This window comes from Prosthecobacter vanneervenii (genome assembly GCF_014203095.1).
Classification (GTDB): Bacteria; Verrucomicrobiota; Verrucomicrobiia; order Verrucomicrobiales; family Verrucomicrobiaceae; genus Prosthecobacter; species Prosthecobacter vanneervenii.
The window spans coordinates 28898-41178 of sequence record NZ_JACHIG010000012.1; the positions used below are offsets into that span (position 1 = coordinate 28898).

The following is a 12281-nucleotide window of genomic DNA, read 5'->3' on the forward strand; positions in this document are numbered from 1 at the left end:
CAGAAATGCACATGCACGGCGCTGCATCCCAAAGCAAAAGGCACGACTTTCGTCGTGCCCTTCGAGTGAAATGTGAAACTGAAACCGCCCTCTTTACTTCGGCTGTGCAGCAGGTGCCGGAGCTGCGGGCGCTGGGGCCGCAGGAGCAGGCGCTGCCGCCGGTGCCGGAGCGGGTGCTTTGGCAGCTTCCGGAGCCTTGGCAGGCTCAGTCTTGGCCGGGGCAGGAGCCGCAGGTGCGTCCTTCTTGGCGGCCTCTTTCTTGATGGCGTTCTGGATCTGTTCCATCACCTTGGCCTTCGCCTGCTCATCAGCAGAAGGAGCAGCGGCGGCAGGTGCAGCAGCCTCAGGCTTGGCATCGCCAAAGATCTTCTGGCTCTTGCTGCCGGTCTGGTGGCGGCTCACCAGCACGGCCAGCAGAATGGTCAGGCCAAACAGGAGGATCGCCAGATAAACGGTGAACTTCTGCAGCACGTTGGTGGTCTGTGCGCCCCAGACCTGGCTGGCGGCGGCGTCGCCGAAGGAAGCGCCAAGGCCTTCCTGACGAGGGCGCTGCATAAGCACGACGAGGATGAGCAGAAGGCTGACGATGACTTCCACTGCGGTGAGAATTCCAATGAAGATGTCCATAAGAGGGGGCGCGAATATGGGGGCACTTCCCAGCTTGGCAAGGGGGAGTTCCAGTTTGCACCGGGCCGGAGTCCGCACCACCAACCCACCCATAAATCAATGATAATAAATAAATTACATATCTTTAACCCCAAACTTCACCCCGCAGGCCTAGGACCGCCCCTCTCTTTACATGGCGTTTACAGACGCCGCCAGCCACCCGTCACACCGTGGCGGCATGAAGCCCATTCTAGCACTCCTTTTGCTCGCCACGCCGCTCCTGGCCCAGACTTCCAGGGCGCTTTCGTGGATTTCCCCCAACACCCGAATCATCCACGCCCAGCCGGTCCAGGTGACCCAGGTCGAGGCCCGCATCGACATCGCCGACCAGCTCGCCATCACCACGCTGGACATCGCCCTGCGCAATCCCACCTCCCGCCCGCAGGAGTCCGAGCTGCTCGTTCCTGTCCCCAGCGGGGCAGTCCTAAAATCCTTTGCCTTTGAGGGCGGCAACTCCGAGGGCACCGCCAAACTGCTGCCTCGTGAGGAAGCACGCCGAATCTACGACACCATCGTGGCACAAACCCGCGATCCCGCGCTTCTGGAGTTCGTGGGCCACTCCGTGGTGAAATCCAGTGTCTTCCCCGTCCCGGCCAACGGCACGCAGAAAGTGCGCGTGACTTATGAGCAGTTGCTCGAAGCTGACGGTGCCCGGCTCGACTACGTCCTGCCGCGCTCGGAGGCGGTGGAGTACACCGTGCCGTGGAAGCTCTCCATGCGCGTCAAATCCACGTCACGCATCGCTTCGGTTTACTCTCCCAGTCACGAAATTTCCACCAAGCAGCCAGATGAGCACACCGCCACTCTCTCCTGCGAAACCAAAGACCCCGGTGCCTTCCGCGTCTCACTCCTTCGCGAGGCGAAGGATGAAATGACCGCCTCCCTGCTGGCCTATCCAGATCCCAAGATCGGCGGCGGATACTTCCTCGTGATGATCGCACCGCCAAAGCCCAGGGCCGATGCGAAACCCATCCTGCGTGAAGTCACTCTCGTCATCGACCGCAGCGGCAGCATGGCCGGCCCCAAGCTGGATCAGGTGAAAGCCGCCGCCCTGCAGGTGATTGAGGGCCTGAACGACGGCGAAGGATTCAACCTCATCGTCTATAATGAAGCAGTCGAGATGTTTGCCGCGCAGCCGGTGGTCAAAAACGCCACCACAACGCAGCAGGCGCGGGATTACATCAGCGCGTTGCGTGTCAGCGGTGGCACCAACATCCACGACTCCGTGGTCGAGGCGCTGCGCCAGAAGCCGCTCGAAGGCATGCTGCCACTGGTGCTCTTTCTCACCGACGGCCTGCCTACCATCGGCCAGACTTCGGAGAAGGCCATCCGCGAGGCCGTGGCCAAGGGCAATCCACATCAGCGCCGCGTCTTCACCTTCGGCGTTGGCGTGGATGTGAATACACCGCTGCTAGCGCGCATCGCCCGCGAGACGCGTGCCAGCGCCGAGTTCGTGCTGCCCAAGGAGGATGTGGAAGTCAAAGTGGGCCGCGTTTTTGAGCGCCTGCGCGGTCCGCTACTCACACGCCCCATCGTGCAGGTGGTCGATGACCCAAACCGCGTCAGCGACCTCATCCCCTCTCCGCTGCCCGATGTGTTTGAAGGCGAGCAGATTCTGCTCTCCGGCACCTATCGGGGTGACGCACCACTGCACTTCCAGCTGCACGGAGACGCAGCGGAGGGAAAGAGGAAGTTCGACTTCACCTTCAATCTCGACAAGGCCAGCACCGCCAACGCCTTCGTGGCACGCCTCTGGGCCAGCAGCAAGATCGCCGTTCTCAGCGAGGCCATCCGCGATCTCGGTGCCGATGGAGCCACCGGCAGCACCACCGAGCTCGTGAATGAAATCGTGCGCCTCTCCACGCAGTTCGGCATCCTCACGGAATACACCGCCTTCCTGGCGGAAGAAGGCACCACCCTCGCCGCCGCCCCGGCCAATGCCAGCAAGGCCGCCTTCAACTACAACGACCGCGCCATGAAGGTGCGCAGCGGACCCGCCGCCGTGTCTCAGCAGGACAATTTGAAGAAGGGTGTGGAATCCAAGCAGCTCAACATCCGCAACCGCTTCCTGAATGACAAAATGCAGGCGGTTGAAATCACCAGCGTGCAGCAGTGCCAGGGCGGCGCACTTTTTAACAAAGGCAACCGCTGGACCGACTCGGGCGCCGCCAAAGCTGACCGCGCCCCGGACCGCACCATCGAGATCGGCAGCCCGGAGTTTGGCCGCCTCGTCGATGAGCTCGCTGCTGACAACCGCCAGAGCCTGCTGGCCCTGCGTGGCGAGCTCCTCCTGCAGCATCGCGGCCAGCTCGTGCTCATCCGCTGAGAATTTTTCCCCGTCAGTTCACCCCAGATCAACACACCACCATGAAAACAAAGCACATCCTCATCACCGCAGCACTCGCCGCCTGCCTTGCCCTCGCCAAAGAAACTCCGCCTCCACTTGCAGACAGCGCCGTGGAGATCGCCAAAGTCGAACCCATCGCCCCAGACACGCCGCTGGTGCAGATCGCCGTGCTGCTGGACACCAGCAGCAGCATGGACGGGCTCATCGAGCAGGCCAAGACCCAGCTCTGGAAACTCGTGAACGAATTCATCTCCGCCAAGCAGGACGGCAAAACACCCGTCGTACAGGTGGCTCTCTACGAATATGGCAAATCCTCGCTCAGCGCCGAACAAAACTGGATTCGCCAGATCCAGCCGCTCACGCGCGATCTCGACAAGGTATCTGAGGAGCTTTTCGCCCTGAAGACGAACGGCGGGGAAGAATACTGCGGCGCGGTGATAAAGCGCGCCACCAAAGACCTCGCCTGGGATGCCAATCCCAAGGTGTACAAGGCCATCTTCATCGCCGGCAACGAGCCCTTCACCCAGGGGCCGGTGGATTCCCAGAAGAGCTGCAAAGAGGCCATCGCCAAAGGCATCATTGTAAACACCATTCATTGCGGCGGCGAAGCCGAGGGCATTGCCGGAAACTGGAACCAGGGCGCGCTGCTCGCAGACGGCAAATACCTCGTCATCGACCAGAACCAGGCCATCGTTCACATCGAGGCACCGCAGGACAAGGAAATCGTGAAGCTCAATGAGAAGCTCAACGAAACCTACATCAGCTATGGCCGCGCCGCTCCTGCTGCGAGGTCCCGCCAGATCGCCCAAGATAACAATGCCGCCGAAAAATCCGCAGCAGGTTCCATGCTCCAGCGTGTCATTGCCAAATCCAGCAGCAACTACAGCAACACCAGCTGGGATCTGGTGGACGCCAGCAAGCAGAAGGAATTTGATCTCTCCAAGGTGAAGGAAGAGGACCTTCCGGAAGAGATGAAGAAAATGACGGTCGAAGAACGCAAGGCCTGGCTGGAAAAGAAAACCGCCGAACGTGAGGCAATCCAGAAGCAGGTGCTGACCTTGAACAAGGAACGCGAAGCCTACGTGGCTGCCAAGCGCAAGGAATCCTCCAAAGCCGACACACTCGACACCGCCATGTCCAAGGCCCTGCGCACCCAGGCGGAGAAAAAAGGCATTTCCTGGGAGAAGTAAGAAGTGACGAAACCCGGATGACGAGTGTCGAATGCCCTGTCCAGCCTGGCTGAATTAGGCATTCCCATTCGTCATTCATCATCTATTTTCCACGCCATGCCCGCCACCATCCTTGTTGTTGAAGACGATGCCGCCATCCGGCGCGGCATTCTGGATGCGCTCAAATTTGCAGGCCATACCACACTGGAGGCGGGCGATGGCGAGAAAGGCATGAAGCTGGCCCTGAGCTCCCATTTTGACCTCATGCTGCTGGATCTTGTGCTGCCGCATGCCAGTGGCTTTGACATTCTGAAAGCCCTGCGCCGGGAGCGCCCCGGCACGCCGGTCATCATCCTCTCCGCACGTGGCGAGGAGAATGACCGCGTGCGCGGCCTGCGCCTGGGGGCGGATGATTATGTGGTGAAACCCTTCAGCGTGCGCGAGCTGCTGGCCCGCGTGGAGGCCGTGCTGCGCCGCGCCCCCGAGCGCCAGCCCGTGAGCGAAACGCTCACCCTCACCGCAGCCACGATCGACTTTGGCCAGAGTGTGGCCCGCTTTGACAATGGCGAGAGCGCCGAGCTTTCCGAGCGTGAGCGCGACGTGCTGCGCTACCTTGCACTGAACCGCGGCAGGCCCGTCTCGCGCGAGGAGTTGCTGCAACGCGTCTGGCACATCGAAAACAAGCAGACCGAAACACGTACCGTGGACATGCACATTGCCAATCTGCGCCACAAGCTGCGAGATGATGCGGAATCTCCCCGCGTCATCGTCACCGTGCGTGGAAAAGGCTACCAGCTCGCCTGATTCCCAAAACTTCATGCGCAAACCGCTCCACATCTGGATCACCTTCATCGCCTGCCTCGGGCTGCTGCTCGCGGCCATGGCCTGGGTGAGCTGGCACACGCTGGCGCTGGAGCACGAGCGCGAGACGGCAGCACGCGAGGCGGAGGAGCAGGAGCGCACGCGGCTGGCCCTGTGGCGGCTCGACTTTCAGGCCAGTGCGCTCTTGATCCGGGAAAACTCACGACCTTCCTATGATTTCCGCCCCTTTCACTCTCCAGAGGGTCTGGTCAGCAAAGCGTATGACAATGTGGCCAAAGGTGAGGTGCTGCTGCCCTCCCCGCTGCTTTCGGAGGTACCCGAGCATGTGCTCCTGCATTTCCAGATGGATGCACGCGGCCAGGTCTTCTCCCCGCAGGTGCCGCAAAATGGCGAGCGCGCCCTGGCGCTGGCGCAGTTTATCAATGGCGATGAACTCATCCGCAGCGAGCAGCGCCTGAGCAGCCTGCGTGAGCTGCTGGCCAGACCCATGCAGGTGATCCAGCCGCAGCGGGAGCGCAGCTACCTGCCCTGGCAGAGCATGATGCGCAAAGCCTCGTCCACGCACGAGCCTTCGTCCGTGCTCAACCGCCAGCTGCTGGCCGAGGCGGCATGCATCACCCGTTTTGATTTTGACGATGCGAAGGTCAGCGAAACCAAAGGCAATGACGCAAACATGCCGCGCAATCCGGCCTGGAACGCCCAGCAGAGCCAGGCTGCTGCGCAGCAGCTCTCTCTCAACAGTTTGGAGAATTACTCGCGCAACCGCGCCGTGAGCCAGCAGGCCGAGGAAGCGATCAAGCAGCAGCCGATGATCAAGCTGAAGCAAGGATCAGGCACGCTGGCACTCGCCAAAGAAGAAGACAAGGTTCCAGCGGCCAAACCGGTGCCAGCACCAGCCCTGAAAAAAGCGGACAACGCTTCAGCGAGCAGTGCTCCGCCGCCCAAGTCAGCCGTGATCGCAGAAAAGGCCCCCGCTGACATGCCAGGCAAACAGGCGCTGGCAGATGCCTCAGCAGCAGCCTCCACGGCTGCAGCAGCTCCCGCCCCGCCACCAGCAGCACCGCCATCAACCGCCACCACACGCAAAAACGCCACCACCACCAACAGCTCACAGCCCTTCCGAGGCGTCTGGATCGGCGACCATCTCATGCTCACGCGCGAAGCCCTGGTGGATGGCGTGCGCATGGTGCAGGGAGTGTGGCTGGACTGGCCCTCAGTGCGTGCATCGCTGCTGCGGGAGATCACCGACCTCTTCCCTGATGCGCGGCTGGAGCCTGCGCCCAATGCCATCACGGGCACACGCCCGGATGACGATCCCCTGCGCTTTGCTGCGCTGCCGGTGCGCCTGGTGCCGGGCACCATCGCTCTGCCGCCGCTGCCGTTTTGGACTCCTCTGCGCCGCTCCCTCGGCATCGCACTGGCCTGCGGCCTGCTGGCTGCAGTGGCCGTGGGGCTGGTGCTCTTTGGCACCGTGGCGCTGAGCGAGCGCCGCGCCGACTTCGTCTCTGCCGTGACGCATGAGCTGCGCACCCCGCTGACCACCTTCCGCCTCTATTCCGAAATGCTGGCAGACGGCATGGTCACGGATGAAGCCCAGCGCAAAACCTACCTCGACACCCTTACGGCAGAAGCAGGCCGACTGAGCCATCTGGTGGAAAACGTGCTGGCCTACGCCCGCCTCGAGCGTGGCAGCGCCAAAGCACGAGCGGAAAGCATCACCATCGGCACTCTGCTGGAAAGAGTACTGCCACGCCTGCAGCAGCGTGCAGACGACTGCGGCATGACCGTGCAGGTGCAGGCCACGGAAGCAGACCGCAAAACCCAGCTGCATGTGGACGCTGCAGCCGTGGAGCAAATTCTTTTCAACCTGGTGGACAACGCCTGCAAATACGCGGCTCCCCGCGCCGCACAGCCCGTCATCCACCTGGAGGCGGACACCAGCGGAAAATTCGCCATGCTGCGTGTGCGCGACCACGGCGGCGGCATCTCCCGCAGCGAGCGGCGGCGGATTTTCCACCCCTTCCACAAAAGTGCCAGTCAGGCAGCCCACTCGGCCCCGGGCGTGGGCCTCGGCCTGGCCCTCTGCCGCAGGCTGGCCGCAGCCCTCGGTGGCACGATCACGCTGGACAGCACGCACAAGGATGGCGCGTGCTTCCTGCTGCGCCTGCCAAAGTAGTCACCGCTCTCCCGCCAGCGTCACTGCACCAGTCAGGATGACATTACCCGCATCATCGCGGATTTCCCCGCTCACCTGCCCCAGGGTGTCCAGCACTCCCTGGAGCGTGGCACTGAGATGCAGGGAATGACCTGGAGTGATGCTGCCCAGGATTTTGATCTGCCGCACGGCCGTGAGGCGGAGATTTTTGAGCACAGGCTCGCCCGGGCGCGTCTGTAGGAGAATGCCTCCCAGCTGCGCCAGCGCCTCGATCATGAGCACCCCTGGCATGAGGGGAGCACCCGGAAAGTGCCCTTTGAGAAACTCCTCGTCTCCTTTCAGCCTCCACAATGCTTTGGCGGACGTACCGGGAATCAGCTCCACAATCTCGTCGATAAAACGAAACTCAGAACCATGTGGCAGGGAGGAAAGCGCTTGAACAAGCTCGGATGAAGATGTCATGCTGAAGTCTCTTATTCACGATTCACCACCAGAGCAATCTCCAAGTCCACGATGCACACCGGCGTCCAAGGCGGGCCGTGCGCTCATGATCATCTGGATGGTGTTGGTCTTTGTCATCAGCATGAGCTATTGGGCCGTCGGCGGTCTTCTCTTTTTGCTGATGGGCGCGGTGCTGGCACCGATCCTCCCTGCGGACAAAACCCGCGCCCTGGGCCATTGGCTGCTGTACTGGGGCTTCCGCGGCTTCCTCGGCATCCTCCGCGTATGCGGCATCTATGAGTGCGAGTACGTCGGCTTTGAGGCGCTGCAAGGCATCACCGGGGGCCTGATCATCGCCCCCAACCACCCGGCGCTGTGGGATGCGGTCTTCATGCTTTCCAAAGTGAACGGCCTGCGCTGCATCCTGAAGGACACCCTGATGCACAACCCCTTCCTGCGCGGCGGAGCCAAGCTGGCAGGCTTTATCCCCAACAAACCTGCCCCCAAAATGCTGCAGATGGCCATCGAGGCGCTGCGCCAGGGGGACAGGCTGCTGCTTTTCCCGGAAGGCACCCGCACCCGCAAGCCTGAACGCCGCATCAATATTCTCCAGACCGGCATCGGCATCATCGCCACGCAGTCCAGCGCGCCTGTGTGGCCGGTCTTTATCGAAACTAACAGCGACTACCTGTGCAAAGGCTGGCCGCTCTGGCGTCTGCCAGACAAAAAGGTCCGCCTGCGCATCACGCTGGGTCAGCCCATCGCCAGCCCGCCGGATGAAAGCGCCGCCGCTTTCAACCAGCGGCTCTACGAGCTGTTTCAATCGCGACTGGGCAGTGCTTCCAAGGCCTGATGCCGCCTGAACTCAGGCATGCGAACACTGCGGTGAAATGCGCGCACGTTCACCACCGTTCCACCCAGCAACGATGAAACGCCTCTGCCTCACACTTCTTCTTTTCGCCTGCTCTCTGAATGCCCAAACCCCGGCTCCAACGGCCAAGCCAAAAGCCGCCGATGCGGTGGACAAGATGACGGCAGCGCTCAAACCTACGCGCATCCTGCCCTACAAGAAGGTCGGAGACACCGAGCTGCAGCTGCACGTGTTTGAGCCGGAGGGCTTTAAGCCGGGCGACAGCCGCGCCTGTTTCCTCATCATTCACGGGGGCGGCTGGACGGGCGGCGTGCCACAGCGCATGTACTCCTTTGCCGCGCATTATGCGAAGAACGGAATGGTGGGGATCAGCATGCAGTACCGTCTGCACAGCAAGAAGACAGGCGTAAGCGTTTTTGACTGCGTGAAGGATGCACGCTCCGCGATGCGCTACGTGCGCGGCCATGCGGCGGAGCTGGGCATCGATCCGCAGAAGATCATCGTCAGCGGCGGATCCGCAGGCGGGCATCTGGCGGCAGCCACGGCCCTCTTTGACAACGTGAACGAAGAAGGTGACGACCTCAAAATCTCACCGACTCCCAACGCCTTGGTGCTGCTCTTTCCCGTGATCGACACCTCCAAGGAAGGGTATGGGAATGAAAAAATCGGCGAACGCTGGCAGGAGCTGTCACCACTGCACCATGTGCACCCCGGCCTGCCGCCCACGATCATCTTCCACGGTACCGGAGACACCGTCACCCCCTTTGCAGGAGCCAAGGCCTTTCATGAGGCCATGCTGAAAGCGGGCAACCGCTGCGAGCTCGACATCAATGAAGGTGGGGCCCACGGCTACCTCATGCGCAGCAAAGAGCTGCACGACGACACCCTGCAGAAGACCGATGTGTTTCTGAAGTCGCTGGGGCTTCTGAACTGAGGCTTTCCCTGCGCTGCCAGCTTATTCCTCAATCCATACCTCTGTGCCCGCGGGCACGAGATCAAAGAGCTCGATCATCTCCTGGTTGCGCAGACGCACGCAGCCATGGCTTGCTGGGCGGCCGATGGCGTTTTCGTCATTCGTGCCGTGGATGTAGATGTAGCGCTGGTAGGTGTTGGCATTGCGTGGCTCGGTGCCATGCAGCCAGAGGATGCGGGTGAGCACAAAGTCGGATTTTGTGTCCATCCCCGGCACCCAGCGCCCGACGGGCTGGCGCGATTTGAAAATGGTGCCGCTCTCCGCGCCATCGCCATGCTTTTCTTTGACCACAAAGCGGCCCAACGGTGTCTTGTTGCTGCCTTCCGTAAAGCCGATGCCAAATTTCGATGTGCTGCACGGCCATTCGCGCACGAGCTTCATGCCATCATACAAACGCAGCCGCTGCGTACCGATGCTGACTTCGAGGCGTGGGGAGGCGAGATTCATGGCGATAAAGCATGATTCCTTAGCATACGTATGACTGCACGCGAGAACTGCGCCGGTGAACGACTGGCGCGCCTGTTTGAAAAAGCATTTGACGAATTAGACTGGTCGGTCTAATTATTCCATCATCATGAGCGACCGAACGACCAAAGAACGCATTCTCGACGCAGCCGAAGGGCTGATGCTCGAGAAGAGCTTTCATTCGGTCGGGCTGAACGAGATCCTGGAAGCCGTGAAGGTGCCCAAGGGCTCGTTTTACCACCACTTCAAGTCCAAGGAGCAGTTTGGCGTGGAGCTGTTGAAGCATTACGTGTCAGATGCCAATGCCTACAAAAGGCAGATGCTGCTCTCTCCCACGCCCGAGCCGGACCCGCTGCGCAGGCTGCTGAGCATGTGCGAGGGAACGATCTGCCGCGTGCTGGAAACGAAGGGGAAATGCCCCTGTCTGGTGCTCAAGTTGGCGGCTGAAGTCTCTGACATGAGCGAGCCGATGCGTGAGGTGCTGGCCGAGGGAAACCGCGAGGCCATCGCCATTCTGGAGCAGGTGCTGCAGGAGTGCCTCGAGAAGGGCAAGATCGCCAAATCCATCCGTCCTGCCGAGATGGCCCGCATCATTCACGACCTGTGGAATGGGGCCATGCAGCGCTCAATCGTGTGCCGTGACGTCTCCCCGCCGCGCGAGGCGCTGGATTTTATTCGCACACTTCTCGCGGCCTGATTTTCTTTTTAGCCGTAAATAAACCGACTGGTCTAATCTAAACCCAAACACATCCTATGCAACCCATCGCCCTCACCTCTGAAACTTTTGATGCCACGCTCTCCGGCACCGACCAGCCCGTCCTCGTGGACTTCTGGGCGGAATGGTGCGGCCCCTGCAAAATGATGGCTCCCATCCTCGACCAGCTGGCCAGCGAACAGGAAGGTCGCGCCACCATCGCCAAGGTGGACATCGACGCCTACCCCGACCTGCAGGCCCGCTTTGGCATCCGCGCCATCCCGACCCTGATCGTCTTCAAGAACGGCCAGCCCGTGAACACGATCACCGGCGTGAAGAGCAAGGGCTTCCTCGAAACCGCACTGGCTGCCTGATTTTTCCCCGAAAACCCAAACAACCCCCCCTCCATGTCCATCGACCTGACCCAACGCCCCCCGCGCAGTCCCCGTGTCCGCCTCGGCGGTTATGTCATCCTGCCCCGCCTGCTCGACAAATGCCGCGCCGAGATCGCCGGCAAGAACGGCGAGTACCATTACAACTGCCCGATGGATCAGCGCTTTCTGAGCTTCACGGGCATCGACCCTGAAGCACTGAAGGCCGAGGCCGCCAAGGGCCTGGGAGACGCTGATATGTTCTCCTGGATCGAGAAGACCGCGCTGCACAAACGCAGCGACTATGAGATCGCCCACTGGAGCGAATACCGCGAAAACGCCGTGCCGTCCGACAACGAGAGCCGCGAGTACATCAGCGCGCAGATCGCCAAGGCGGGCGGTGCGGCACGCGAAGACATCGGCACGTGGTTCGATTTCCTCGATTTCGACGACTACGTCTCCTTCGGCGGCAAAGCCTGAGTTCATCCCCCTGCAATCCCACACTCTCAAAACACACCCATTCAACAATATGCAAACCTCATTCCAAAACAAAGTCGTCCTCATCACCGGAGCCACCAGCGGCATTGGCAAAACCAGCGCACTCGCCTTCGCCAAAGCCGGGGCCAAGGTCGTCGTCAGCGGCCGTCGTGAAACCGAAGGCCAGGCGGTCGTGGCCGAAATCAAAGCCTCAGGCGGCGAGGCCAGCTTTGTGAAAGCCGACGTGGCCGTGGAGGCCGATGTGGCCGCGCTCGTGGCCAAAACTGTGGCCACGTATGGCCGCATCGATGTGGCATTCAACAATGCCGGCATCGAATCCACCGGCCACATCCCGGATGTGACCGAGGCCGATTACCGCCGTGTTTTTGACATCAATGTGTGGGGAGTGCTTTCTTCCATGAAGCATGAGATTCCTGTGATGCTGAAGCAGGGCGGCGGCGTCATCATCAACACCAGCAGCGTGGCCGGACACATCGGCATGGGCGGCGTCGGCGTCTATGTGGCGAGCAAGCATGCCGTGGAGGGACTCACCAAATCCGCTGCGATGGAATATGCAAAGCAAGGCATCCGTGTGAACGCGGTGGCACCTGCTGCCATCGAGACCGAGATGTTTGACCGCTTCACTGGCGGCAATGAAGATGCGCTCAATTACATGCGCAATCTGCATCCTGTGGGTCGCGTGGGGCGGTCGGAGGAGATTGCCAATCCGGTGCTCTTCCTGGCCAGCGATGCGGCTTCCTTCATCACCGGCATCTCGCTGAATGTGGACGGTGGCTTCCTGGCACAGTAACCTCCATTCTCTCGCGCCC

The 12281-nt window shown here is 61.2% G+C and carries 13 protein-coding genes; 10 read left to right on the forward strand and 3 right to left on the reverse strand.

Annotated features, from left to right (window positions below):
• Nucleotides 1-93 precede the first annotated feature (93 nt).
• Entirely contained in the window at nt 94-627 is a 534-nt protein-coding gene (gene secG / locus HNQ65_RS21905; protein WP_184343059.1) for a preprotein translocase subunit SecG, read from the reverse strand.
• 217 nt (nt 628-844) lie between these two features.
• On the opposite strand from secG, the gene HNQ65_RS21910 reads away from it, so the two are divergent.
• The 4 genes from HNQ65_RS21910 (at nt 845) to HNQ65_RS21925 (ending at nt 7180) form a co-directional block, all read left to right on the forward strand.
• Nucleotides 845-2992, forward strand: coding sequence for a VIT and vWA domain-containing protein (locus HNQ65_RS21910; protein WP_184343061.1), 2148 nt, complete (start codon nt 845-847; stop codon nt 2990-2992).
• A gap of 41 nt (nt 2993-3033) precedes the next feature.
• Nucleotides 3034-4203: a vWA domain-containing protein gene (locus tag HNQ65_RS21915; RefSeq protein ID WP_184343063.1), complete on the forward strand. Its 1170-nt coding sequence runs from the start codon at nt 3034-3036 to the stop codon at nt 4201-4203.
• A gap of 96 nt (nt 4204-4299) precedes the next feature.
• Nucleotides 4300-4986 carry a response regulator transcription factor gene (locus tag HNQ65_RS21920; protein WP_184343065.1) on the forward strand — a complete coding sequence of 229 codons (687 nt, stop codon included), beginning with the start codon at nt 4300-4302 and terminating at the stop codon, nt 4984-4986.
• A 13-nt stretch (nt 4987-4999) separates the two neighbouring features.
• Nucleotides 5000-7180: a sensor histidine kinase gene (locus tag HNQ65_RS21925; protein ID WP_184343067.1), complete on the forward strand. Its 2181-nt coding sequence runs from the start codon at nt 5000-5002 to the stop codon at nt 7178-7180.
• Here the strand turns inward: HNQ65_RS21925 and HNQ65_RS21930 are convergent, their stop codons facing one another.
• A complete protein-coding gene (locus HNQ65_RS21930; protein WP_184343069.1) occupies nt 7181-7621 on the reverse strand; it encodes a 3-hydroxyacyl-ACP dehydratase FabZ family protein in 441 nt (146 codons plus the stop codon).
• Here HNQ65_RS21930 and HNQ65_RS21935 point away from each other — a divergent pair.
• The gene (locus HNQ65_RS21935) at nt 7620-8453 is read left to right on the forward strand and encodes a lysophospholipid acyltransferase family protein (RefSeq protein ID WP_221306247.1); all 834 of its coding nucleotides are present in this window, start codon (nt 7620-7622) and stop codon (nt 8451-8453) included. The genes HNQ65_RS21930 and HNQ65_RS21935 overlap by 2 nt on opposite strands.
• A 73-nt stretch (nt 8454-8526) precedes the next feature.
• Complete coding sequence (locus tag HNQ65_RS21940; RefSeq protein ID WP_221306248.1) at nt 8527-9405, forward strand: alpha/beta hydrolase; 879 nt, start codon at nt 8527-8529, stop codon at nt 9403-9405.
• Nucleotides 9406-9426: 21 nt separating this feature from the next.
• On the opposite strand, the gene HNQ65_RS21945 is transcribed toward HNQ65_RS21940, so the two are convergent.
• Nucleotides 9427-9891, reverse strand: coding sequence for a L,D-transpeptidase (locus HNQ65_RS21945; protein ID WP_184343075.1), 465 nt, complete (start codon nt 9889-9891; stop codon nt 9427-9429).
• Nucleotides 9892-10018: 127 nt separating this feature from the next.
• On the opposite strand from HNQ65_RS21945, the gene HNQ65_RS21950 reads away from it, so the two are divergent.
• From HNQ65_RS21950 to HNQ65_RS21965, 4 genes are read left to right on the forward strand one after another with little or no spacing between them, the layout of a single operon-like run.
• Nucleotides 10019-10606 (forward strand): TetR/AcrR family transcriptional regulator, encoded by a 588-nt coding sequence (locus HNQ65_RS21950; protein WP_184343077.1) that lies wholly within the window; start codon nt 10019-10021, stop codon nt 10604-10606.
• A 56-nt stretch (nt 10607-10662) separates the two neighbouring features.
• Nucleotides 10663-10977: a thioredoxin gene (gene trxA, locus HNQ65_RS26865; RefSeq protein WP_184343079.1), complete on the forward strand. Its 315-nt coding sequence runs from the start codon at nt 10663-10665 to the stop codon at nt 10975-10977.
• 33 nt (nt 10978-11010) lie between these two features.
• Nucleotides 11011-11454, forward strand: a complete 444-nt coding sequence (locus HNQ65_RS21960; protein ID WP_184343081.1) for a DUF5069 domain-containing protein — start codon at nt 11011-11013, stop codon at nt 11452-11454.
• 49 nt (nt 11455-11503) lie between these two features.
• Nucleotides 11504-12262 (forward strand): SDR family oxidoreductase, encoded by a 759-nt coding sequence (locus tag HNQ65_RS21965; RefSeq protein ID WP_184343083.1) that lies wholly within the window; start codon nt 11504-11506, stop codon nt 12260-12262.
• Nucleotides 12263-12281: the final 19 nt, after the last annotated feature.